23 protein-coding genes and 1 tRNA gene are annotated in these 26,016 nt (G+C 28.1%); 9 read left to right on the forward strand and 15 right to left on the reverse strand.

What is annotated here, in order from left to right; genetic code table 4:
* Positions 1 to 162 precede the first annotated feature (162 nt).
* The 6 genes from gnd to JJE79_RS03515 all read right to left on the reverse strand — a co-directional run bounded on the left by gnd (position 163) and on the right by JJE79_RS03515 (position 9,354).
* Positions 163 to 1,083 (reverse strand): phosphogluconate dehydrogenase (NAD(+)-dependent, decarboxylating), encoded by a 921-nt coding sequence (gene gnd, locus JJE79_RS03490; RefSeq protein ID WP_222926294.1) that lies wholly within the window; start codon positions 1,081 to 1,083, stop codon positions 163 to 165.
* 11 nt (positions 1,084 to 1,094) lie between these two features.
* On the reverse strand, positions 1,095 to 3,587 hold the full coding sequence (locus JJE79_RS03495) for a PTS transporter subunit EIIC (protein WP_222926296.1): 2,493 nt from the start codon (positions 3,585 to 3,587) through the stop codon (positions 1,095 to 1,097).
* A gap of 61 nt (positions 3,588 to 3,648) precedes the next feature.
* Positions 3,649 to 4,092: a PTS sugar transporter subunit IIA gene (locus tag JJE79_RS03500; RefSeq protein ID WP_222926298.1), complete on the reverse strand. Its 444-nt coding sequence runs from the start codon at positions 4,090 to 4,092 to the stop codon at positions 3,649 to 3,651.
* Between the two features lie 337 nt (positions 4,093 to 4,429).
* Complete coding sequence (locus JJE79_RS03505; protein WP_222926301.1) at positions 4,430 to 4,933, reverse strand: hypothetical protein; 504 nt, start codon at positions 4,931 to 4,933, stop codon at positions 4,430 to 4,432.
* Between the two features lie 332 nt (positions 4,934 to 5,265).
* The gene (locus JJE79_RS03510) at positions 5,266 to 5,925 is read right to left on the reverse strand and encodes a hypothetical protein (protein WP_222926302.1); all 660 of its coding nucleotides are present in this window, start codon (positions 5,923 to 5,925) and stop codon (positions 5,266 to 5,268) included.
* 129 nt (positions 5,926 to 6,054) lie between these two features.
* Positions 6,055 to 9,354: a DEAD/DEAH box helicase gene (locus JJE79_RS03515; RefSeq protein ID WP_222926304.1), complete on the reverse strand. Its 3,300-nt coding sequence runs from the start codon at positions 9,352 to 9,354 to the stop codon at positions 6,055 to 6,057.
* An 82-nt stretch (positions 9,355 to 9,436) separates the two neighbouring features.
* On the opposite strand from JJE79_RS03515, the gene msrA reads away from it, so the two are divergent.
* The 6 genes from msrA (at position 9,437) to JJE79_RS03545 (ending at position 15,091) form a co-directional block, all read left to right on the forward strand.
* Positions 9,437 to 9,919: a peptide-methionine (S)-S-oxide reductase MsrA gene (gene msrA, locus JJE79_RS03520; RefSeq protein ID WP_304618330.1), complete on the forward strand. Its 483-nt coding sequence runs from the start codon at positions 9,437 to 9,439 to the stop codon at positions 9,917 to 9,919.
* 32 nt (positions 9,920 to 9,951) lie between these two features.
* Positions 9,952 to 10,025 (forward strand) — tRNA-Gly (locus tag JJE79_RS03525).
* 110 nt (positions 10,026 to 10,135) lie between these two features.
* A complete protein-coding gene (gene ligA / locus JJE79_RS03530; RefSeq protein ID WP_222926306.1) occupies positions 10,136 to 12,277 on the forward strand; it encodes an NAD-dependent DNA ligase LigA in 2,142 nt (713 codons plus the stop codon).
* A complete protein-coding gene (gene cysS, locus JJE79_RS03535) occupies positions 12,265 to 13,590 on the forward strand; it encodes a cysteine--tRNA ligase (RefSeq protein WP_255565838.1) in 1,326 nt (441 codons plus the stop codon). Before ligA ends, cysS begins: the two co-directional genes overlap by 13 nt.
* 17 nt (positions 13,591 to 13,607) lie before the next feature.
* Entirely contained in the window at positions 13,608 to 14,381 is a 774-nt protein-coding gene (gene rlmB / locus JJE79_RS03540) for a 23S rRNA (guanosine(2251)-2'-O)-methyltransferase RlmB (RefSeq protein ID WP_222926308.1), read from the forward strand.
* Between the two features lie 83 nt (positions 14,382 to 14,464).
* Positions 14,465 to 15,091: a hypothetical protein gene (locus JJE79_RS03545; protein ID WP_222926310.1), complete on the forward strand. Its 627-nt coding sequence runs from the start codon at positions 14,465 to 14,467 to the stop codon at positions 15,089 to 15,091.
* Between the two features lie 128 nt (positions 15,092 to 15,219).
* Here the strand turns inward: JJE79_RS03545 and JJE79_RS03550 are convergent, their stop codons facing one another.
* Complete coding sequence (locus JJE79_RS03550) at positions 15,220 to 15,951, reverse strand: nitroreductase family protein (RefSeq protein WP_222926312.1); 732 nt, start codon at positions 15,949 to 15,951, stop codon at positions 15,220 to 15,222.
* A gap of 391 nt (positions 15,952 to 16,342) precedes the next feature.
* Here JJE79_RS03550 and JJE79_RS03555 point away from each other — a divergent pair, with 391 nt between their 5' ends.
* Genes JJE79_RS03555 through JJE79_RS03565 form a run of 3 tightly spaced genes read left to right on the forward strand, consistent with a single transcriptional unit; the run spans position 16,343 to position 18,971 of the window.
* Entirely contained in the window at positions 16,343 to 16,765 is a 423-nt protein-coding gene (locus JJE79_RS03555) for an NINE protein (RefSeq protein ID WP_222926313.1), read from the forward strand.
* On the forward strand, positions 16,758 to 18,245 hold the full coding sequence (locus JJE79_RS03560; RefSeq protein WP_222926314.1) for an MFS transporter: 1,488 nt from the start codon (positions 16,758 to 16,760) through the stop codon (positions 18,243 to 18,245). Before JJE79_RS03555 ends, JJE79_RS03560 begins: the two co-directional genes overlap by 8 nt.
* Positions 18,246 to 18,248: 3 nt before the next feature.
* Positions 18,249 to 18,971 (forward strand): glycerophosphodiester phosphodiesterase family protein, encoded by a 723-nt coding sequence (locus tag JJE79_RS03565; RefSeq protein WP_222926316.1) that lies wholly within the window; start codon positions 18,249 to 18,251, stop codon positions 18,969 to 18,971.
* A gap of 63 nt (positions 18,972 to 19,034) precedes the next feature.
* Here JJE79_RS03565 and JJE79_RS03570 read toward each other — a convergent pair whose 3' ends face one another.
* The 8 genes from JJE79_RS03570 to JJE79_RS03605 all read right to left on the reverse strand — a co-directional run bounded on the left by JJE79_RS03570 (position 19,035) and on the right by JJE79_RS03605 (position 25,931).
* Complete coding sequence (locus tag JJE79_RS03570; protein WP_222926318.1) at positions 19,035 to 19,952, reverse strand: type I phosphomannose isomerase catalytic subunit; 918 nt, start codon at positions 19,950 to 19,952, stop codon at positions 19,035 to 19,037.
* Positions 19,953 to 19,963: 11 nt separating this feature from the next.
* A complete protein-coding gene (locus JJE79_RS03575) occupies positions 19,964 to 20,425 on the reverse strand; it encodes a hypothetical protein (protein WP_222926320.1) in 462 nt (153 codons plus the stop codon).
* An 8-nt stretch (positions 20,426 to 20,433) separates the two neighbouring features.
* Positions 20,434 to 22,458 carry a fructose-specific PTS transporter subunit EIIC gene (locus JJE79_RS03580; protein ID WP_222926322.1) on the reverse strand — a complete coding sequence of 675 codons (2,025 nt, stop codon included), beginning with the start codon at positions 22,456 to 22,458 and terminating at the stop codon, positions 20,434 to 20,436.
* Between the two features lie 135 nt (positions 22,459 to 22,593).
* Positions 22,594 to 23,460 carry a tRNA lysidine(34) synthetase TilS gene (gene tilS, locus JJE79_RS03585; protein WP_222926324.1) on the reverse strand — a complete coding sequence of 289 codons (867 nt, stop codon included), beginning with the start codon at positions 23,458 to 23,460 and terminating at the stop codon, positions 22,594 to 22,596.
* The gene (pth, locus tag JJE79_RS03590) at positions 23,444 to 23,995 is read right to left on the reverse strand and encodes an aminoacyl-tRNA hydrolase (RefSeq protein ID WP_222926325.1); all 552 of its coding nucleotides are present in this window, start codon (positions 23,993 to 23,995) and stop codon (positions 23,444 to 23,446) included. Before pth ends, tilS begins: the two co-directional genes overlap by 17 nt.
* Before the next feature lie 30 nt (positions 23,996 to 24,025).
* Positions 24,026 to 24,706, reverse strand: a complete 681-nt coding sequence (rplA, locus tag JJE79_RS03595; protein WP_222926327.1) for a 50S ribosomal protein L1 — start codon at positions 24,704 to 24,706, stop codon at positions 24,026 to 24,028.
* Positions 24,706 to 25,155: a 50S ribosomal protein L11 gene (gene rplK / locus JJE79_RS03600; RefSeq protein WP_222926328.1), complete on the reverse strand. Its 450-nt coding sequence runs from the start codon at positions 25,153 to 25,155 to the stop codon at positions 24,706 to 24,708. Before rplK ends, rplA begins: the two co-directional genes overlap by 1 nt.
* Positions 25,156 to 25,256: 101 nt before the next feature.
* Positions 25,257 to 25,931, reverse strand: coding sequence for a thymidine kinase (locus tag JJE79_RS03605; RefSeq protein ID WP_222926330.1), 675 nt, complete (start codon positions 25,929 to 25,931; stop codon positions 25,257 to 25,259).
* Positions 25,932 to 26,016: the final 85 nt, after the last annotated feature.

The raw sequence follows: 26,016 nt of genomic DNA on the forward strand, positions 1-26,016 counted from the left end.
ATGTATTAATTTATGCGTAAATTTTGATTGAAAAATCTTTTATTTTTTTCGATTTTTTTTAATTAAAAAAACCTGTTAATAATAAATATAATTGTCGTTTTAAACAAAATTTGGTGAATAAAAAAATACGGTTTTTACCGTATTTTTCAAATATTTTTAATATTATTTTTTCTTAGTAAAACTATGACCACCAAATTTATTTCTTAATGAAGCTAACAATTTATTAGCATATAAATCTGGTTGTTTTAATGATGTTTGTCTTGCAAATAATGCTGATGCAATTGCTGGAACTGGTGTACCTTGGTCTAGAGCGGTTTGTACGGTTCATAATCCTTCACCACTAGCATTAACTATTCCAGAGATGTCTTCTAATTCTTTTTTGTTCTTAAATACTTCACCCATTAATTCCATTAATCATGAGCGAATAACGCTTCCATTATTATAAAGTTTTGAAACAGCTAATAGATCAAATTCATATTCACTGTCATATAAAACTTGAAATCCTTCTGCAATTGATTGCATAATTCCATATTCAATACCATTATGAACCATCTTACAAAAATGACCACTACCAACTTCTCCTGTATGTAGATAACCATTTTTAACGCAAAGCTTCTTTAAAATCGGTCCAACAACATTAATTGCTGCTTGTTCAGCACCAACCATCATGCAAGCTCCATTAAGCGCACCGCTAGGACCACCGCTGGTTCCACAATCAACAAAATAAACATCTTTAGCTTTAGCTTTTTTATTATTTTCAAGTGTTTCTTTATAGAATGAGTTTCCAGTATCAACAATAATTGATTTAGGTGGTAACAATTTTAATAAGCTTTTAATAGTATCGTTTGTTGGTTTTCCACAAGGCACTGATACAAAAACAACGTTTTGTTTTTTATTAGATTTATCAATCAGATCTTCTAATTTGTCAGCTAATTTAAAACCTTCTTTTTTTAATGATTCATATTTAGATTTATCTAAATCAAAACCTGTTACTTCATAATTATTTCTTTTAAGGTTTTTAAATAAACCTTCACCCATTTTGCCTAAGCCAATAAGGCTTAAATTAAGTTGTTTTTCTTTCATATTCATTGCTCCTATTTTGTAGTTGTTTCTATTTCAAATTTAATCTCAGTAAATTTATCTAAATTATTATTTTTTGTTAGATTTTCCCGTGGATTTTCATTTTTTTCATCTACTAAATCATCAATTTTAGTTAGTTGTTTTTTAATACCATTACTAATGATTAATAAATAGATTTTAATTAAAATAACTAGCACTAAATAAGCAGATAGAGTTAATCCAATAAATTGATATAAATAATTGCTAGTTGGGTTGTAATACATTCCCTTAACTAATAAAGCAATTGATAATCCAAATGCAGCCAATGAAACTAAAACGATTAATGTTTTTAAGAAATTCTTTTTATTTTTAGAAATAAAGTTTTCATTATACTTATTAGTTTTAAATAAGATAGCTAGATAATAAATATTAAATGCAAGTAAAGCTGCAATAAATATTGTTAAACCAATCTGAGCAAACAAGAAATTTGATAAAGCTCCACTTGTTGATTTAATATCTGCTGTAATATTAATTCCATTTTCAGTAGGTGTGTAACTTAGAATTGTGTTGTATTTTAATGTGTTTCTATCAAATAACACAGCATCAACAATTAAAATGATTGCTCCTAAAATTAACATTACAAACAATCATGTTTGTGTTTTAGTTAAAATTGAAAGATTATTAAATCATTTTTTAGTTTGAGGTTTTAATTCTTTTTTAGTAACTTTAACTTCTTCTTTATTATTGCTTGGCTGATCAATTATTATTTCACTAACAGGTTTATCTTTAAGGTTTGTATATAGTTGATCATAAGCACCTTTATCTAAGAATTTAGCCACAGGATAAACAAAAGCATTAGGAACTTTATCTTTGGCAAATTTCTCAAACACATTTGTTGTTACAACAACATCAGCATCATTCGGTAAATCTTTTAGTGCGCAGTTGGATACTTGAACTTCAACATTGTTGTTTTTAACTCATTTTTTAATAATACCAGCAGCCATCGCACTAGATCCCATACCAGCATCACAAGCAACAACTAATTTTTTAACATTAGCTCAACTAAACTTTTTAGTTGCAGCTGATGAAATATCAGTTTTAGTAGTAAAACTCATACCTTCATCACTAAAGTTAATTTGTTGTTGTTCTACTGAACCCATTTTATTTTTTTGAATTCAATGAATAATTGAAGCAGATAAGAAAGTAACAACAGCACCAGTTAAAACCCCTGCAACATTAATTCCGATCAGTTTTGGTGTTGGTGATGTTGAAATCACTGAAATAATACTTCCAGGAGAAACAATTGTTGAAGCACCACCATCAGCAAAACTAAACACAGCCATACTACTAGCAGCACCTAGAATAGTGCTAATAATAAAGATTGGTCTTTGCACTACATAAACATAATAAACTTCGTGAATTCCACCAACAAATTGAACTAATGAAGCACCAGAAGCATTAGCTCTTTCTGCTCCTTTTTTCCAAATAACAAATGATAGCAACAACCCTAAACCAGGACCACCATTACCTGCATATAAATAATAAATTGAATGCGGATTTTCTATGCCTGCAATTTGTTGTTGAGAAATATCATTTAAACCCAATGGGGCCATTACCCCATAGTTTAAAGCGTTATTTAAGAAGATTGTTCTTAAAGGTTCAGTGAAAATTGTTAAAACTGGATATATGTATTTATTTTGACCAAAACCTTGAATAATTAAGGTAATTAATAAGGTAATTCCATACATAATCCATGGTCATGCATAAAATAATATTAAGCCTAATAAAATTCCGATGATTGCTAATGAAAAATTACGAATTAGCATCTCAAAACCAGGCTTAACACTATCAATATAGTTTTCTTCGATTGTTTTAAAAATCTTAGTTCCTAATGGACCTACAATCATTGCTCCAATAATTTGGTTGGGATCTCTTCCAGCAAAACCATTGAAAACTTCTCTATTAATTAAAGCATTATATGTTGTAGTTCCCATTACTCTGAAACCATTAGTTTGAACAATAAAATATTGTTTAGCATTAGTTCCAGTTATCAATTCTTGACCTTGGTAGAATTTATAATTTTCAGCAGTATATTCATAAACAACATCCCCAGCACCATATTGGTTTCAAATGGTTGTTGTTCCAACAATAATAACGATGGTTAAAAATGCAGATAATGCCGCTCCCCGAATTCCGTATATCATCTTACCTGCATTAATGGCTATTAATAAAGGTAATAACCATTTAATTCCAACACCTACCAATTGACCTAATTCAGGGGCAATAAACCAACCATGACTATTGGCATTGTTATATAAAAAAGCAGAAGCCCATAAACCTCAGGCAATAAAAACACCGATTGTTGGCATAATCATTCCGCCCATGAATGATCCAAATTTTTGGATCTTCTGGCGAACTCCAGAATCAGCTTTTCTTTTAAAAACACGCTGGGAATCATCTTCTTTTTTCTGATAAATTCAACCATGTGTTTTTAAATAATTTATGAATTTAATTTTCAGATTAGACATATATTTCTATAAATTTATTTAGTTAATTGAATTAGGTTATTGCTTAATATAAGCAATAAGTTTATTCATCATGACTTATTAATCAGTCTAAAACTTTTTGAGTTGTTAAATCGTTTTGATAATAAAAATCTTTAACTTCATCTTCATCAGAAAAAGCCACACCAATATTACCAATTACATCCATTGCTTCATCACCAATGAATGCTAATCCCAAGACAACTTTAACCTCATTACCATCTCATTGAATTGGATTCTTTAAAACTAAAAAGCACATGCCATTGTTTTTAATTAAATCTTTGGTTTCAACAGTGCCATGAGCAATAGCAATATAGTTACCAATCGCAACACTAGCATGCTGATCTCTTTGAATCATTGAATCAAGATATTTGTCATCAACACACCCTTGATTTTTTAGTGAATTAAAGACTTCTTGAAACACTTCATTCTTAGATTTAGCATCAACATTGATAAAGATATTTTTGTCGTTTAAGTAATTTTTAATCATATGTTATTTTTAAAATGATAAGCCAAGGCCATCATTCTCATTTTCTCATAGATATTTTTATTTAAAAATAAACCTAGAAAAATAAACTAATAATTGGTTATTAAATTCTTAATCATTTTTATTAATATGGATTGATAAAACATGAATATTAGTTTTGATATTTTTGATGAAAAATAATGAGAAAATTTATAAGATAAAAATTGATTTTTAACGATAAAAGCAAAATAAAAATGCATCATGTGATGCATTTAATTAAATTGATTTTTTTTCAATAAATTTGATTGTAAAATTTTGTATATTTTAAGAATGTTTTAAAAACTTATTATGCGATCTTTGATTAAGATTGTGATGGATTGTTTAATGGTGTTGAATTTTGATTATTAACAAAATTACTTTGCATATATTGAATGTTTAGTAGTTCGTTTTGTTTATCTTTAATTAATTTTTTGAAATTTGAAGAAGCAATACTTAAACCGATGGGTGTTAAAATGATAGTTAATATAAATATTCCTAAGATAATCAGCACTGTTGGAGTAGAACTGATTTGGCCATAAATTCTTCCATATTTCGTTGGAATTATAATACTAAGAATTAAAGCGGCTAATCCTCCTGCCAATATAAATATTAAAGGCAAAATACTAGTCAGTACAATGCTACCAAAGGTAGATGAATTTGAATATGATGTTTTCAACACATCAAGAACTTCTTTAATTATTAAAAAAATAATTCCAAGATGCGCAATTATTATATTACCTATGAGAGCATTACTTTTTTTCTTAAATTTTTTATAAGCTCTTTCTATATCATCAATTTCATTACGTAATTCTAACTGTTTATCCATCATATTAAATTTGTTATTTTGTTTTTTTGTTAATTTTCTTTATTCTTTCAAAAAAAAAAAAAACAAGGACACTGGATTAGTTTGCTAAATTTGTTATTAAATTTAAGTGATAAATCGTTTAAAAGTTTTCTTTAAATCAACAATTTAATAAGTTAAATTTAGCAATAAAACTTATAGAAATAACTACTTATATAAACATCTTCATTTTAGGGTTTTATTATCAAACTGAAATAAATAAAAATCACTTAAAATAAAGCAACGCTTCGTTTTAAGTGATCTTTCATTAAAAATAATCTAATGTTTTTGAAAAATTAAATCCAAGCAATTAACTATTACTGATTTTGTCAGTATTTATTAAATATATCGTTTACTGCTTGAATTTTACAACTACAAGATAACGGTGTTTTCTTGTTTAGTTCAAGATATTTATTCTTTCAATATAAATATCTTTCTTTAAATTCATCTCATGCAACAGGTTCTGATCCTACTAAATCAAATCTATCTTTTATGTCATCCAAACTAGTAGTACGGTTTCAGACCTGGAAGTTTTTGTTTTTATGGTTTTTTAATAAAAAATAATCTTTTCCATCAAATTTATAAATCTTTACATCAATATTGAATTTATTGGATTCATAACCTTGTATATAAAGATTTTTAGCAACCAAACCAACGATTACATCTTCGGTTTTGATTTTTGCTTCTGGCAATTCAGTTGCCAAGATTTCATCAAGAAGTTGTCTAACTAAAGCTTTTAATTCTTGACTATTCCTAGTTTTTTCAACAACTAGTGGCCTAAGGATTTCTATGTGGAAATCATAATCAAATGATTCTTCATTAATTTTATTGGCTAAACGTTCTTTTGTTTCACCAAAAATATGCACCTTAGTATCAATAGAATGTTTTTCTAAACTAGCTTGCAACTGTTTTATAACCTTGTTGGCAAACTCAAAAGCTATGTCTGCCAACTTTGTGTCAGTTAAAAATTTAAACATAAGCTATATTTACAAATGATACATTTTATCTCCGTATTATAAAATATTTTTTTGGTTTTGTCTTGAATTTCTTTAAATTATCTTATGTAATTTAAGAAATTTATATAAAAATAACACCTTGTAATAGCGTTATTCAAATAGAGATAAAATATCTTTTACATTCAACCAACTTAAACTATTATCTGTTTCTTGAATTAATTTGCTGGCTAATTCTTTTTTACGTTCTTGAATTGCAACAATTCGTTCTTCGATTGTATTAGCAGCAATAATTCGATAAACATGAACATGGTTTTTTTGCCCAATTCGGTGAGCACGGTCTGTTGCTTGATTTTGCAATGCCAAGTTTCATCATAAATCATAATGAATCACGATCTCAGCACCTGTTAGGTTTAATCCAACACCACCAGCTTTTAATGAAGCAATAAACACTGCTGGTTTGTTTAAATTATTAAACTCATTAACATATTGCAATCTGACTTCTTTGGGTGTATCACCTGTTAATACGAAGTAATTAATTCCTTTTGCTGATAATTCTTTTTTGAACTGATCAATAACACCTAAATATTGACTAAATAACAAGATTTTCTTGTTATTTTTCATCGCATTATTGACAATATCCATTACAGCATTAAATTTGATATTTTCACAACTAACATTTGGATCAATTAGTCTTGGAGAACAACATATTTGGCGTAATTCATTTAATAATTTTGCCAATAAAATTCCTAGACCTTTTTTAGAATTACCATCTGATTTAATAATCTCTAAAATTTGTTCTTTTATTATCGATTCTCGCTGACGATAAAAATTCATGTGTTCGTCAGATAATTCAACCAATAAATCCGTTTGTGTTTTTGGTGGTAAATCTTTTAATACTTTTTCTTTGGTTCTTCTTAAAATGAACGGACGGATCTTCTTTTTTAATCGATCAATTGCTTCTTGATTCATTCTTTCATCACGTTCAATTGAACTAGTATAGTTCATATTAAAATCTGAAATCGAACCAAAAAAACCAGGTAAAACGAAATCAAAAATTGATCACAATTCAGATAAACGGTTTTCAATAACTGTTCCAGTTAAAGCAATCTTATAAGCACCTTTTAAGCCTTTAATTTCTTTGGATAAAATTGATGAAGCATTTTTAATGCTTTGAGCTTCGTCTAATACGATGAATGCATAATCTTTTTTAACATGGAAAGCTTTATCTCTTCTAAAAGAAGAATAAGTAGTGATCTCAACTAAATGATCGTTAGAATTAATAATTTCTTTACGATTAACACCCTTACCTGTGATGATTGAGATGTTTAAATTAGGAGCAAATTTTTTAAATTCATTCGCTCAATTTAATAATAAAGAAGTTGGAGCAACAATTAAACTTTGTTTGGTTTCTTTAGGATTATCTTGATAATATTGCGAAATAACTGAGATTGTTTGGATCGTTTTACCCAACCCCATATCATCAGCCATAATTGCACCAAAACCAAACTTTTGCATGGTGCGTAATCACTTATGACCTTCTTGTTGATAAGGTCATAAGATTTTATTAAATGGCTCGTTAATTTTAATGTTTTTATTAAAAGTATTATTGAACACACCATCAATTAATTCGATGATGTCTTTGTCTGCAATTTGATGGAAATAAGCATCATAATTTTTAAAAGCATTATACAAATCTAACAAACGATATTTGTTAAATATCAATGTTTTGTTATTGATTTTCTTAATTCCATAAAAATCAAATTTAGATCAAAATTGCAAGAATTCTTGGTTATCTGGATCTTGTAAATTGTAATAACCATTACTACTTACATAAACTTCTTTGGATAATAAATAAGAACTTACAATATCCTTAATAAAAGCAAGATCGTAATTAAAATCTTCTAAACTTAATTTAATAAGATGATCATTGGATTCAATTTTCTTAAAGTTTTTAATGTTAAATATAAGTTTTTGTTCTTTAACAAAACTATCTAACAACTTAATTTGGAAATGATCATTCTTAGAAAACTTATCACTTAAATTCTTTAATTCATTTAAATCATCATAAGAAACTAAATTCTTTTTTAGTCTTGATAAAAGTTTTTTATCAACCACTTTTTTAAAGAAGAAATCATAAATGTTTTCTTCGTATAAAAACATTCTTTGATTATTTAAATTATTCTTTTCACCATAATAAACAATGTGATTTTTCTTATCACGTTTGTAATTAAAAACAAGGTTAATGATGGCTGCATTTTTTTTATTATCAAAACCCAAAAATAAAACAGCTCTAGGTAAATAATTAACCAATTCAACACTTTCTTTTTGGTTATCTAAATAGATTTTTTCAAACCCAAGTTTGGTTAAACTAATATAAAGATCTAAGAATTCTTTAGATGTAATTGATACCTTTTTTAAATCATCATGATTAAGTTGTTTATCATCCAAAACACTATTAAAAGTATTAAGAATTAACTTATGATCTTTTGATAAATAATGACTTAAATAATCAACTCATTTTTTATCAACAAATGTTTGTAAACTTAGTTGATAAACATCACCTTTAATGTTGGTTAAAACAATTTTATTGTCACTTTTTTTCGCAGAATTGATAAAAGTGCATTCATTAAAACAAGATAGTATTTCATCAACTAAATCTTCATCAGGACTATAGTTTGATTGGTCATATCTTAATAAGAATTCTTTAAAACTATCAACATTATTTAACCCATACATATTGGGGTTGCTAATCCTGATGTCACTATTTAAATAAGAACCTTCTTTTAAGAATGGTTCATCATTTAATGAAGTTAAATTGCTTAGATAAATTAAATACCAAAACATGTATAGATCTTGGTATTTAAAAAGATCACTATCCAGTTTTAATTTAATTAATTTAACTGGTGTTTTAACTTTTTCATATGAAACATAAAAACTAACTTCGTTTTTATTCATTCAATCTTGTTTTAATAAGAAATAGTTTTCATTAACAAGTTTGAATTTATAATCATCAACATTTAAAAAGATTGCAAGCCTAGTGCTATTAAAAGATTTTTTTAATGATTCAATACTAAACCAAGCTTTTGTTGCATTATTAATTCTAGTTTCACGAATCTTATTGTTTAATAAGATTTCTTGTTTTTTATTATTCTTTTCTTCTTGATCAAAAGTTTCTTTTAACTTTAAATAAGCAGCAAATAAAGTCCCTGCAATATGGCGACAGTATTCAGCATAATCACACGAACATTGTAAGTCATATAATTTCTCAGTTTTTAAATCTAAACTAACTGATGCTGCTATTTGTTGTTCGTCATCTTGGATCAATGATTTCAAGATTAAATCATTATCTTTTTGCACATACTTTAGATTAACCGTTTTGCGGTTAACTAAGTTTTTACCGCGCACTAATTCACTATCTTGAAAGTAATATTCCAGGATTTTATTGATCATTTAATAACAAAATTAAAAAATGTTAATATCTTAAATTATATCTTATCTATTTCTAAGAATAAAGCAGATAAAGGTTTTGATCATGATTAAAAAAATATATTTAGCTGGTGGTTGTTTTTGGGGAGTTCAAGAATATTTCAGAAGAACACAAAGAATTATTAGTTCATCAGTTGGTTATGCAAATGCTAAACCTGAATGAAAAAATCCTAGCTACAAAGAAGTATGTAGTGGTCTAACTGGTGCTGTTGAAACTGTTGAAATAACTTATGATGATCAAATTATTTCCCTTGAAGAAATTGTTGATTTATTCTTAAAGGTTGTTGATCCAACAACATTAAATTACCAAGCAAACGATGTTGGCACACAATATCGCAGCGGTTTTTATTTTGTTGATAATGACGATGAAACAATCTTAAAATCTAAGTTAGCTCAAGCTCAAGGTCGTTATAAAAAACCAATTGTTACCGAAGTTTTAAGATTGCGAAACTATTTTGTTGCAGAAGAATATCACCAAGATTATTTATTAAAAAATCCATCTGGATATTGTCATATTAAATTTGATTAATTTAATTGTGTTAAAATATATCAGAACTTAATGCAGATGTAGTTCAATGGTAGAACGAGACCTTGCCAAGGTTTAGACGCGAGTTCGATTCTCGTCATCTGCTCCATTAAAACCTCATTTAATAAATATTTCATATTTAATTTACTTAGTTAAGAGTGCGTATTGTTTTAGCACTCTTTTTTTATTTATTAAGCAATAATAAATAACTGAATTGTTATGAACCAAGATAATAAAATTTATGAAACAATTGTTGATTTAGTTAAAAAATTAACTAAATGAGAACATGAATACTATGTATTATCAAACCCAAGTGTCCCTGATGAAGTGTATGATAATGCATACAGAACTTTATTAGAATACGAAAAACAATATCCCCAATATGTTTTAAGTTATTCTCCAACCCAAAGAGTTGGTTCATCGATTAATAATAAGTTTATTAAAGTTAAGCACGATTATTTGATGTTGTCATTAAATAATTGTTTTAATTTAGAAGAACTTCTTAACTTTAATGAAAATATTGCCAAGATTAGCAAAACCCTTGATAATGCTTATGTTTTAGAACCTAAGATTGATGGTTTATCAATTTCATTAATATATGAAAAAGGTTTATTAGTTGATGCATTAACACGAGGTGATGGTGTTGTTGGTGAAAGCGTGATTGCTAACATTAAAACCATTAAAACTATTCCCTTAAAAATTGATTGTGATTTTGATAAGATCGTGATCCGTGGTGAGGTGTTTGTTTCTAACAAAGATTTTGAAGCAATCAACGCTGATCGTGAAGAAGATAAGAAGTTTGCCAACTCTAGAAACTATGCTTCTGGTAGTTTAAGAAATCTGGATGTTTCTGAGGTGGCAAAACGTAAACTTAATGCTTTTTTCTACTATGTTCCTAATGCTTATGAACTTGGTTTTAAAACTCAATATGAAGTAATTGAACAATTAAAAAAATGAGGTTTTAATGTTGCTAATGAAATTAAATTATTTAACAACATTAACAATTTACATGATCAAATTAAATGATTAGAAGCTAATAAAAATAACTTAGATTATCGCATTGACGGTGCTGTTGTTAAATATAATGAGTTTAGCAATTACGAAGCCATTGGTTATACTTCTAAGTTTCCTAAATGAGCAATTGCTTATAAATTTGCAGCCACTCAAGTGCAAACCAAATTAGAAAACATTATTCTTAATGTTGGTAGAACAGGTAAATTAACATTTGTTGCTCAACTATCACCTGTTGAATTAGAAGGTTCAATTATTACTTATGCGACCTTGCATAATTATGATTATATCAACGAACTTGACATCAGAATTAATGACTATGTTTATTTAATTAAAGCTGCTGAAATTATTCCCAAAGTTATTGGTGTTGATTTTAAAAAACGACCAAATAATGCAATTAAATTTAGCTATGATTTCACATGTCCAAGTTGTCAATCACAATTAGTTAAAAAACCAGAAGAGGTTGATTGGTATTGCATCAATGATGATTGTAAGCAAAAACGCTTGCAATACTTAATTTATTATTGTTCTAAATCAATCATGAACATCGAAGGATTAAGTCAACAAACATTAGAATTATTCTTTAATACCAAAGTCAATGATGTGATTAAAGAATACAACGAATTAATTGATCAAGGATATGCTGACAATAACCCTGATAAGTTGGAATTATTAGCTGATGATAACCAAACATTTATTAATAATGTTTTAGATATTTATAAACTTTATCAATATGAAAATTTAATCATTAAACCATGATTAAAAAAAGGATTCCAAAAATCAAATCTGAAATATAATTTCAGATTTCAAAAGAAATCATTTGATAAGTTAATTAATAGTATTAATGATTCTAAAAATCGGGAAGTTTATCGATTATTAGCAGGATTAAACATTAAATTTATTGGTATTGCCACAGCCAAATCAATAACTAATACTTATAATGATATTTATCAATTAAAAACACTAACAATTGATGATTACATAAAATTACCTGATATTAGCAATGTGACAGCTCAATCAATTTATAGTTATTTTTCAAACCCAGATAATTGGCATTTAATCGATCAATTAAAAAACATCGGCATTAATACCAAGGAAGAAATCAATCATGATCTGATTGATACGAACTCAATTTATTATGATAAAAAGTTCGTGATTACTGGTAGTTTTAATATTCCTCGCAATGAAATTATTAAAAAATTATCTTTAAAATATAAAATTAAATTTGTTAGTAGCGTGTCCAAAAATGTTGATTATCTTTTAGTTGGAAGCAAGCCAACAATCAAGAAAGTCAACCAAGCAAAAGAACTAAATATTCTTATTATTAATGAAGAAATTTGAAACGAATAAATACCGTGAAACTTTATGATACTTTAACTAAAACAAACATAAATATTGAAGATGACACAATCAATATTTATGTTTGTGGACCGACTGTTTATGACCACATCCATATTGGTAATTTAAGACCGATTGTTACCTTTGATGTGATTCGTAAATTATTAGAACATTCGAATAAAACCGTTAATTTTGTTCATAATATTACTGATATTGATGACAAAATTATTAACCAATCTTTAAAAGAAAACGTTACTGAAACTGAAATATCTAAACGTTATATGCAAGCTTATTTTGAAATCTTACAAAAGCTTGACATCAAGATGCCAACCATCATTAAAGTAACTGATCATATTGAAGGAATAGCTAAATATATTGATCAATTATATATGCAAGGTTATGCTTATAAATTGGATAATGATATTTATTTCAATACTTCAAAAATTCAAGATTACGGAATTTTATCTAAACGTAAATTAGAAGAACAAATTAGTGGTCATCGCGTTAAGAGCAATGAAAATAAAACTAGTCCAAATGACTTTGTTTTATGAAAACAAACTAATGAAGGCATTAAATGAAATTCAGTATTTGGACTAGGTCGTCCTGGTTGACACACTGAATGTTCTTATATTATTGATCAAGCATTTCATCAAAAAGGCTTTATTATCCACGGTGGAGGGATTGATTTATTATTCCCACACCATGAGAATGAAAATGCTCAAAATTTAGCATTATATAAGAGAAATTTAGCCGATTGTTGAGTTCATGTTGGTCATCTTTTGATTGAAAATCAAAAGATGTCAAAATCTCTTAACAACTTTATTTATGTAAAACATTTAATTGAATCTTATGACTATCGTGCCATTAGATGGGTGTTTTATAATACAGCTCACACACAACCATTAAACTTTGATGGTAATGTGATTAAATCAGCTCAAAAAGATATTGAAAAAATTATTAGCACAGTAAATCGTTTTCGCACTTATATTGTGGTTAATAAGTTAGCAATTCCTACCACAGCATTATTATGTAAAGAATTTAAGGATTCATTGAATGATAATTTAAATTTTGCTAACGCAACAAAAACGATCTGAGATCTAATCAAAACAATGAACGAAGCAATTGCTCATAAAAATGTCACTGAAAACATTTGAGCATACCAACAACTAATGTGATGTCTGGAAATCTATGGCATTGTTCCTGATATGATTCACAACGAACATTTAAATGAACAAATTAATCATTGAGCTGAATTAATGAACAATAAAGATTATGAAAAAGCTGATGAAATCCGTCAGAAACTAATTAATCGCAAATTACTGTAATTTAAAGATAGAAATATATGAAAGAACAATTTAAACCTCAAAACAATAATAAACATAAAACCAAAAAAGAACGCTTATGTTTATTTGGTTATAACACTGTTTATGAAGGTTTAAAAAATGACTTAAAGATTAATAAGATCTTCTTACATAAAGAAGATCCTATAATCCTAAAACTAATTAAACAAAAAAACATTGAGTATCAGCTTCATTCATTAAAATGATTTGATAACCAATACCGTGATCAACTTAACCATCAAGGGTTTGTCGCAGAATTAGATAACAACAGCTTAACTATCTCATTTAACGAACTTTGTCATAAACTTAAAGATAAACAACAAAGCATCATTGTTGTCTTAGATCAGATCCAAGATCCTGGAAATTTCGGGGGAATACTAAGAACTTGTCTAGCTGCTAATGTCGATGGTGTTATCTTTAAAAAAGACAACCAAGCAAGAATCAATAACACCGTCATTAAAACTTCATTAGGTGCTTGTTTTTATCTTAATTTAGTTGAAGTCGCAAACCTATCTTATGCAATCAAAGATCTTCAAGATAAGTATGGTTATTGATCTTATGTATCTAATTTAAGTGACCAAGCTGAGGACTATAATCAAGAATATGCTAATAAAGCAATTTTAGTAATTGGTAACGAACAAAAAGGTGTTTCAGCACAATTAATTAAGAATGCTGATTACCAAGTAAAGATCCCAATGTATACTGATAAAATTCAATCACTTAATGTGTCAGTGGCTACTGGAATCTTATTATTTAACATGAAGAATAAACAATAATTATTGTTTATTTAATAAGTTTAAAAAAATTGATGTCTAAAAATTATTTTAGATAATATATTACTTATAAATATAATAACTATATGAAGGCTTTATTTAAAGATAAGAAGTTTTTAGTTCTATTTTGCAGTTGCATCATTTTTTGTTTAGCAGGAACTGCTGCTAATATTTGATTTCGCAATTTCGGAATGCAAACTTCTTTAAATTTAGTTAATTGGTTTTATTGACCAATTTCATCATTAATATTCATTGCACTTATAATCATTGGTTTTATAACTGTATTTGCTAACAAGAAAGCTAATATTATTTCTAATGATCTATTGATTAAGAAAACAAGACCATTAAATGCTTATATTCATATTGAATCATGACATTTAATTTTGGTGTTAATGATTCTGTTTTTATTTTTTCCTGCAGTGACTTTGCAAAATATGGGAAAAGTTGTAAATGCAAGAGTATATACAAAAGAAGAAGAATGATGAATGGACTTTTTTGATCTTCTTAATTTTGTTCAAATCATAGTTATGTGAAATATTATCTGGATTAATATATCAATTATTTTTATGCTTATTTATTTAAAAATATCGTTAAATATGCCTAAAAAAATTAAAACATTATTCCCTTTTGCATCACTTAAAGAGTTTAAAGTTCTTATTGCTGATTTAGTTCAAGCACCAACATTATTAGATTTAGGAAATAAAGTTATTTAGTGTTTAAAAAATCATCAGTCCAATTTGGATTGATGATTTTTATTTAGTGAATATGTTTATTTGTTTTGTAAGTTTAGATAAAAAATAAGCAGCAAAAAAGCTGCTTATTTTTCTGATTTGATGGTTAATTATTTCTTGTTATAGAATACTTCATTAATGTAATCATTAATGCTTTCATCATCAGCAGCATAAGCAGTTAAAATTGTTTCGCTTCACTTGTTGTGTTTTTTATTAACTGATCGGCTGTCATAGTATGCCAACATGTCAGTGTCGTATTTTTCAATTTCTGCTTTTAATTGTTTTAAATCATATTTACCTTGATAAATGTGATTCACTTTTGGTTTTTTCTCTAATTGAGTATCAATATAACCAACAGTTAATCCAATGATCGGAATAATTTTTCCATCTAAATTTAAGTGTTCTTGGATTTCTTTCATGTGGTGTCTAACAAACCCGATATAACAACAACCTAAACCCATTGATAATGCTGCTGCGTGAGTAAATGTTGCAGCAATAAAAGCATCGCCAGCTGATGTAATTAAATTGTTATGTGTATCAGTAACAATCTTGGCATCATTAAGTTTTGCCATATGTTCCATACGGTTTCAGTCAGCACAGAACAATAAGAACAATGGCGCTTCAATAATGTGACTTTGTTGAGTTAATTTTTGCCCTGCTTTGTTTTGAGTTATCTTTTCACGTAATTCTTTGTCTTCAACAACGATTACTGAAAAGTCTTGAGAGTTTCTAGAAGTGGGTGAATTATTAATTACTTCAAATAACTTTTGAATCTTTTCTTGTTCAATTGGTTTATCTGAATATTTACGTTCTGAACGACGATCTAATAATTTTTCAATCATATATGCATTAAAATTAATGGTTTAATTTTAGAACAATAAAAACATATTTGTTAATTAAATTCCTTTAATTAAACAAAAAATAAAAACCCTAATTAATCAAAGAAAAATTGGTGTAAATTGATTAATAATTTGTTGTTATTAATCTTATATGAAACTTGATTAATTAAGGGTTTTCACAATTTATTTAATTAACATTTTTAAAAAATTTTTATTGGTTATTGCTTCATTATTATCAAATAATGGCTAATGCTTATTTTGCTAAACAAAAGCACATATAGTGAATCATTCAACATTTCTTATTACGCTAATACTAAGGTTTAGAATGTTTTTTTATGAATAAAATCCATGTTTATTCTTTAAATCATTCTAGACAACTTCAAATATATTAATTATGAAATTTGGCACATTAAGCAACAAAGAAATTGATGATGACATCAAGCGTTACAAAGAACTAATTGCTTCAAATGAACTTGTAGAAAAACAAGTTCCTGAAGAATGAGTTGTATCTAAAAATTCTCCCAAGCGTTATAAAGTTAATTTATTGTTAAGTATTTTTGGTTTTTTATTTGCTTTGGATCGTTGGTATTTAAAGAAATGAATATCAGCACCAACTAAAATGTTATTTGTTCTGGTTGGAATCCCCTTATCATTATGGGGAATAATTGATGGTAAGATTGCAGAATTTGATCCAGTAACAGCGTATGTTTTTTTACCAATCATTATCTTAGCAGGCGTTACTTTTATTATTGTTGATATTATTTTAGCCATCATTAATCCACGTGATGCAAAATTCAGGGGATTAAAGCATGGCTAAACAAACAACAATTAATTCTGATAAAAAATCAATTTGAATTAAATTAAAAGAATTTGGTTGAAAGAAAACTTTTGCATTATTTATTTTAGGTGCAATTGATGTGTTGGTAATTGCTGCACCATATTACATTAAGAATTTTGTTCCCAACATTCAATTATATTTAGGCGTTGAAGAAAAACATATTAGTTATATGACTTCAATTGTTGGAGCAGTAACATTAGTCACTCAATTACCTGGTGGATATTTAGCTGATAAAATTAGTTCAAAAAAGTTGTTATTTATCGGTGGAATACTAACTGCTTTAATGACAATTTGATATGGATCATTGGTATTTATAAATAGCAATACAAAACTAGAAATTAATCAATTATTACCGCAATATTACACAATTTTTGCAATCTACGGATTAAGTTCTACGCCATTCTTTTGAACACCATTATGAAAATTAGTATCACAACAAGCTGATAAAAAAGATCAAGGTTTTGCTTATGGATTGCAAGGTTCATTAAACGGATTATTCGGTTTTATTTTTGTCTTTTTAGGCGGCATAGCAATCACAGCAGTTGCTGAAAAATTTCCAATTAAAGCAATGCAAACTTCAAGCGAAGTTGTAAGTCATATTTCAGCAACTGCTTTTGGTTCATATATTATTGCTTTTGCTGTTTTATTAATCTTAGCTTCATTTGGCGTATTGTTTTATGTCAAAGAATATGAAACACATGAAAAGTTCGCTTTATCACCTAGAAAATTATTCACAGCATTAACTGAATGAAAAATATGAGCATTAGCTTTCTTTGTTATGGGAATGTATATGTTCCAATCAGTATTGGCATATTATTTATTCCAAATGATTACTAATGTAACAACAATTAGCACAATCGTAATATCAGTGATTGCTGGTATTCGGTTATACGGAATGCGGTTTTTAGTATCAACATTAATAGGTAAGTTTTCTGATAAGTTAAAATCTTTGATTTTATTCTTATTAATTATGTTGGTTGTTGGCATTATCACATCAATAGTAATCATCTTATTACCTGGTATTTCATTAAGTGCGAGAACTAATCTATTTGATACCATGAGTGATGGATATAAATTAACAGCAACAATCTTAATGGTGTTATTATTCTTATTGACATCTGTGTTTGCGTGGATCATGGTAACTTTAAGATTTGTTATTATCAACGAAGTAGTAGTTCCCAAAAAATCTAGCGGAGCAGCAATCGCAACATTAAGTTTTATTGGATTTAGTTCAGATGCATGGTTTTATGCGATTGCTGGTGCTGTGCAAAATAAATACACAATAACTAATGCTGATAATATTTCATATACTAGTCAAACTGGTTATCAGATTATTGCAATTATGGCGATTGTTACTGCATTAGTTGGATTGGTTGCTGGTATTGCTGTGTATATTTCAAATTACAAATTCTTATCAAAATACAACATTCGTTATATGCGCGTTCGCGCTGAAAAATAAACTATGAAAAAACAATTATTATTAGCCCACAGAGGGTATTGTGCTATTGCTCCTGAAAACACTAAATTAGCATTTGATACAGCCTTACTTTTTGGCTTTGATGGCGTTGAATTTGATGTGCATCAAACTAAGGATTATGAATTAGTTATTATTCATGATGAAAATACAAAAAGAACGGCAAAAATGGATAAAATTATTGCTAATACTAACTATCATGATTTAGTTAATTTAGATTATTCATCATGCTTTAAAATATCAACTCCAGCACAAAAATTATTAACATTAAAAGACTTCTTAGATCTGTATGCAAATCAAGATGGTTTTAAAGTAATTAACATCGAAATCAAAACCGATGTAATCCAATATGAAAACATCGAACAAAGAATTAATGATCTATGTATTCAATATCCTGGTTTAGAACAAAAAGTTATATTTAGTTCATTTAACTTTAATAGTTTAAAAAGATTAAAAGCAATTAATCCAAAATGGAAATTAGGATTCTTATTCTGAACCAAAACGCAATTATTATCTGTATCTAAAAAAGAAGTATTATCAACTGTTGATTACTTACACCCATGAACTAAGATATATTATCAACATAAAGATTTAATTAATAGTTACAATCTTTTATTAAATTTATGAACCATTAAATCCGAAAAAGAATATCGTTCTTTTTTAAATGATCAGAATGTTTATAGTCAAATTAGCAACTATAAATTCAAATAATATCATTATTAAAATACAAAACCCCTAAGAAAATCTTAGGGGTTAATTTTTTATTAATTGCTCTTATTTAGTTACATAAGAAACTAAACACTTAATTGATCCATCAATAATTAGATCTTGGTTATGAGCTACTAAAAATGAATCATATTGTTGGGCTGATAAATCATTAATATAACCAGATCCTTCAATGATTGTGACTTGTAATCACTCAGCATCATTAAATTTATATTTAGTTTTGTTCTTATTATTAATTTCTTTTAAATGAAATAAATCATTAGCCACTAAATAATCACTTTTATTTGATACTTGATGTTGATCAATAATAACATCAGGACATTTAACTAGATTATAAACATGATCTAAATGCAGTTCACGCTTCTTACCTTTATCCAAACGGTCATAGTCATAAACCCGATAAGTAATGTCAGATGATTGTTGTAATTCAAAGATTAAACTACCACCTTTAATTGCGTGAATTTTAGTTGATTCCACATAAATAAAATCATTTTTATTAATTGGTTTTTGTTTTAATAAATCTGATCATTGATTGTTTTCAACCATCTGTTTAAATTCAGCTAACGACTTAGCATTATGACCTAAAACAATACTATTATTTGGCTTGGTATTTAAGATGTATCAACACTCAGTTTTACCTAGTGAATTAAACTGTTTAGCATAAGCATTATCTGGATGAATTTGAACGGATAAATCTGCATTAGCATCAATAATTTTAGATAACAACGGATAAGGATTATTTAAGTTGTAATTATTAAAAAAATAAGCATTATCCTTATTGTTATAAAAATCTAATAAGCTCTGTTTATTAAGATTTTGTATTGTTGAAGATTTATCTTTTAATGCTGAGATAATTCATGCTTCACCAATACTATTTTCTTCTAGATTAAAATGTTGTTTAATCTGATCTCCAGCCCATACACGGTATTCAAAATGTGGAGTGATTTTAAGGGTTTTTAATTTCATAAACTAATTAACTAATTGTTTTGTTGGTTTTGGTATTTTTTGTTAAAGATACTGTTACCAAATAATCAAGTTCCAATACCTGTAATTACACCCATAACTGTTAAGAAAATTCCATAAGCAAACAAAGGAACATCAACTTCTTTTATTAGTTTTTGATCTGTAATAATTTCTTGAATTTTGTTTTCAAATCAAGGTTGTAATTCTTGTTGATTATTTGATGGGTATGAACTTAATTCAGTTTGTCATTTACCAAGATTGACACCATCAGGGTTTCAATTATTTTCTTGAAGTGCAGATTTGATGCTATTGATGTTTAAATAATCTTTTGTGCGACTAACTTGATCAGTGTATTCTTTTGATGAACTAACTAAGAAGGCAATTCCGATTACTAAACAAATAATAGTTAAACAAGCAATAAACACAAATAAGAAACGATTCTTTTGTTTTTTAGTTTTGAAGATTTGTTTTTTCATAACTATCATTACGCTCCTTTAACTTGTGTGTTTGATTTTTCTTTCTTAAAGAAAGAAAATCAATTTTTAGGTAATGTTTTAGTTGTTTCTTTTTGTTCAACTTTTCTTAATAAACCATACATGAAACAAGTTACTAATGTTCCAGCAATGATTGCTACAAAGAAGAATGGTAACCCTCAAGCTAAACCTTGTTCGTGGTTTGAAGATACAGCTAATAAGAAACCAACAATTGGTCCACCATGTGCAGCAGTATTAGTTACACCTAATCCACCAGCAATTGCACCAGCAACTGCAGAACCTACAACGTTTGAAGCTATTGCTTTTTTAGGATCAGATACAGCAAACGGAATTGCACCTTCTGAGATACCAATAATCCCCATAATGAAAGCACTCACACCCATGGTTTTTTCATTTTCATTGAATTTCTTTTTGAAAATCATTGTGCATAATCCCATACCCAGTGGAGCCACAGGAATGGCAGCAGCCATCATCCCCATTGGTTCATACACTTTAGAAGTAATTAATGCTGAACATGTTAAGAATGCAACCTTATTGATTGGACCACCCATATCAAATCCAGCCATAGCACCAATTAGAATTCCTAATCCAATACCTAAACCAACACCAATATTACCATCAGTAAATGCTGTTTTTAAAGCATTTATGAATTTATCCATTAACCAACCAACAGGCGCACCAACTACGAAGATTGCTAATAATCCATAGAACAATCCAACACCTAATGGAATAACAAAGATCGGCATGATAGCTGAAATAGTTTTATTAATATTCCAACTATTAATTCATTTAACTGTATAACCAATTGCTAACCCAAAGAAAATTGATCCAACAAATCCCATGGCAGTTGCTACTTTAATGCCTGCAATCGGGAAAATTGCATCAACTGTATTTGCCAATACCGAAACAATAAATGCGGGAGCGATTGCTGCTCTTCCACCAATCGAATTAGCTATATAAGCACCAAGTGCCCCGATCATTAATGTGAAAGCAACAGCTCCAACTTTTTCTAAGTAATAGAAGAAATCACCAGGCACAGCACTGTATGATTGACCGTAAATCAATTTACCAAGACCAATGGCAATCGCAATACAAATACCACCAAGAATAACAAAAGGAACCATGTATGAAACACCAGCTAAAATATGCTTCATTACTCCAGTTTTTTCACCTAATGTTTTTTGGTTAAAACTAGTAGATTTTATTTCTTCAATTTTAGCTTCATTTAAAGCTTTATTAATTAAATTTTCTGGTTCATGAATTGCAGGTTTGATTGCTGTTTTATATACTTTTTTACCGTTAAATCTGCTTAAATCTAATCCGATGTCAGCAGCAACTAATATAACATCTGCTTTATCAATTTCTTCTTGAGTTAAATCATTTTTTACACCAGCTGAACCATGAGTTTCAACCTTAATTTGATAACCTAATTTTTTAGCAGTTTCATTTAGTTTTTCTGCAGCTAGATATGTATGAGCAACACCAACTGGACAAGCAGTTAGAGCAACAATAAATTTCTCATTTTTTTGATTATTATCATTTGCTTGTGGTTGATCGTTTTTCATCTTATCTTCAAGAGTAACAACAATAAGATTACTAATTTCTACTGGATCATTTAAGCTTTTTAATTTAGCAACTAAAGTTTGATCCATCATCATTACTGCAACTTTAGATAAGATTTCTAAATGCTCATTATTAGCATTATCAGGCACTAAGATAACAAATAAATATTTTGTTGGTTTGTTATCAATTGCTTGTCAATCTACACCTTCTTGTAATCTAACAAATAACAAAGCAGGTTTATCAACTGCCTTAGTTCTTGCATGAGGAATTGCAAATTCATCTTGCAATCCTGTTGATGATTCTTTTTCTCTTTCTAAAAAAGCATGATAAAGATCATCAACATTAGTTGAAAGCTTTAATGCGAATGCCTTTTCAGAAATCTCTTTTAGAATTGAGTCTTTTGTTTTAGCTTGTATATCAAGTAAAACATACTCAGGTTTATTGATTTCCATATTATTTTTTTCCAAATCACAAGAAAAAATCTACTTATTTCTTGCTTATTGTTTATTTCAACAGGATATATTTTAATCCTTAATATGGCAACAAATTATTTTTTCAAGAGTTTAAGTGCGAAAGTTATTACCCAGTTATTGCTTAATGATCTTCAAAAAGCTACCACTTTTTATTAAAAAGAGGTTGGCTTTTAAGCGATAACGTTTATTATTCTTCTTTTTTATGAATTCTAGAATTGCTTTTGCTTTATTTTGTGAATAATTAATATTGTTTTTTGACAATCAATAATAAATTACATGTTGGTTATCATCAAAATCAATTAGGTCTGAATAGTTATAATTTCAGTTATCTAAAAATGTTTGAACTTGTTGGTATTTATGATGATTTTCTTGATTTTTATTAATAAAAAAATTAATTTTATCTAATAATTCATCAGCATTTAATTTACTTAATTCCAAGCGTATTTTATTACGTTCATAAGTTGGTGTAAAATTGCTTTCATCAATCCCATAAGCAATATTATTTTGTTCTAAAAAACTGATAATTTCTTTTTTAGATATACCTAACAAAGGTCGATGAATCTTAAGATTTTTGTAATTAGAAAACTCGTGCAATCCATAGAATAATAAATCTTTATTCCTTGAATATTGCATTATTGCTGATTCTAAAAAATCATCTTGTTGGTGAGCAATTAAGCAATCATTAATTTGGTATTTTTTACTTATTTCTATAAAAAAATCATACCTAAGTTTTCTTGCTTGGGCTTGGAAGTTTTCTGTGTAATTAAAATTCTTATCCAAACTAAGAATTTCTAATTTAATGTTGTGTTTATTGCAATAATTTTTAACAATTATTTCATCCCTTAATGATGATGCTCTTTTGTTGTAATTAACATGACAAACAACAAGAATCTGATCTTTGTATTGATTTAATAAATACATCGAATCAGGACCGCCAGAGACACCAATTAAGTATTTCTTGTTATTACTTGTTGTATTCATTCATTAGTTGGCTAAATGATTTATTATTCTTAATAAATTCATAAGCAATTACACTAGCAGTTGCTATGCTGGTTTGTAATAATGATGCTTCAGTTGGACTAAATTTAGATAAAACAAAATCAGCAATATTTTTCATATACTGATTTTTAATGCCAACCCTGATGCGTTTAAATTCTTGTGTGCCTAGTTGGTTAATGATATTCTTAACGCCGTTCTGGCCGTTAGCTGAACCATTTTGTTTTAATTTAACAGCACCTAGATCAAAAGCAATTTCATCATGAATAATTAAAATATCTTCGATTTTAATTTTGAAAAAATTAACAATCTCACGAACAAAGTTACCAGATAAATTCATGTATGTTAATGGCTTGGCAATAATGAAATTATCTTGCTTAACATAAATACCATTAAACTGGTTTTTGTTTAGTTCTAAATGCAACACATCAAGCAGTTGATCAATTACTTTAAAACCAACATTATGACGGGTATTTTCGTATTCAAAACCAGGGTTGCCCAATCCAACAACAAGTTTCATAACTTATAAAAAAATTAATTAGGTTTTAACCTAATTAATTTTAACTTTAACTCCTGGACCCATTGTTGAAGACACTGAGATGTTTTGGATATATACACCTTTAACAGCACTTGGTCTTCTTGATTTAATTAAATCAATTAAGCTATTAACGTTTTCAACAATTTTGTTAGTATCAGTTGATTGTTTACCAACTGTCATGTGGATGTTACCAAATGAGTCAGTGCGGTATTCTTTTTTACCTTTACGATATTCTGCAATTGCAGTTGCGATGTCTTGAGTAACTGTTCCAGTTTTAGGGTTAGGCATTAAACCTCTTGGACCTAAGATCTTACCTAATTTACCCAATTCGATCATGAATTTAGGGTTAGTAATAATTACATCAAAATCCATTCAACCAGCTTTAATTTCATTGATCTTATCAATTTCACCAACGAAATCAGCACCTGCTTGTTTAGCTTCAGCTTGTTGGTCAGTAATTGCTAAAATTCTTACTGGTTTTGAAACGTTGTGAGGTAATGAAATTGCACCTCTTAATTGTTGATCAGCTTTTGTTGTATCTAAGTTTAATTTGATAGCAACATCAATTGAGCTTTCGAACTTAGTAATTGAAGTCTTTTTAGCAATTTCAACTGCTTGTTCTAAATCATAAATTTGTTTAGGATCAAAAGAAGCTAGAGCAGCTTTAGTTTTTTTAGTTAATTTCTTAGCCATTATTTAGCTCCTTTCTTGTTAGGAGTAGGATCAACACCTTCAATTTCTAATCCCATTTGTTTTGCAGTTCCTGCGATCATTCTTAAAGCAGCTTGAGCATCATAAGCATTTAAGTCTGCCATCTTGTATTCTGCAATTTTTAAAGCAGCTTCTTTTGAAATCTTAGCTACTTTTTCAGTTTTAGGGTTCTTAGCACCTTTTTCAATCTTAGCTGCTTTCTTTAATAAAACAGTTACAGGAGTTGTTTTAAGTTCGAATAAGAAACTCTTATCATTGAACGCAGTAATAATAACTGGAACAACATCTCCCATACGATCTTTAGTTTTATCGTTGAATTGTTTGGTGAATTCACCCATATTAATACCAACTGAAGCTAATGCTGGACCAGGCTTTGCTTGTCCTCCGATTAGTTCTAGCTTGGCAATTCTTGTGATTTCTTTTTTAGCCACAAGCAACACCTTTCTATATAAAAATTTAAATGTTCTTTATGCAGTATTAACGAATGTTGATCAACAACATTCTCCCGCACTAAATTAGAATTTCACAATCTTTAATCTGTTGAAGATTGCTTATGTATTTTAACAAAACTATTTTTTATTTGTTGTTTAAATTCTTTAGTTCGTTCATTAATTGGTCGATTTGGCACCTTATGATGGTGTCTGCATCTTGGTGAATACGATTCATTATCGCCAATTAAAATGGTGTCTGAATAATAATCAGCTGGCTCATTGTTTATTAAACGTTGACTTCTACTAGCTTCTGCACCACACTCAGAACAGATTGCTGTTAAACGAATAATTGATTCAGCAATCCCCATAATTTGGGGGATTGGTTCAAATGGTTCACCACGATAATCACGATCTAATCCTGCCACAATTACATTAATTTGGTTATCAGCTAATGTCTGAATCACTTCAACTAAGGAATCATCAAAAAACTGCGCTTCATCAATGCCAACTAATTGTGGTTCATGTTTTAAAACATAATCGTATATTTCAAATGGCTTTTTGATCTTGATTGATTCAATTTTTCTACCATCTCTTGAATTAATCAAATCATCTAGCGATCTAGTATCTGTTGCTGGCGAAAATACTAATGACTTCACATCTGCATATTGATAACGCTTAATCTTACGAATCAATTCATCAGTCTTTCCAGCAAACATCGGACCACAAATAACTTCAATTCAGCCATTCAATGTGGTCATCGCATTCTTTTTAGCCATAATTATACATAAGCCCCTTTGATATCTAATTATTGGTTTTTTAATTATATGTTAAATAATTAAATAATTTTAAGCAGATTGTTTT

Origin of the sequence: Mycoplasma sp. E35C (genome assembly GCF_019873825.1) — a bacterium.
GTDB lineage: Bacteria > Bacillota_I > Bacilli_A > Mycoplasmatales > Mycoplasmoidaceae > Mycoplasmoides.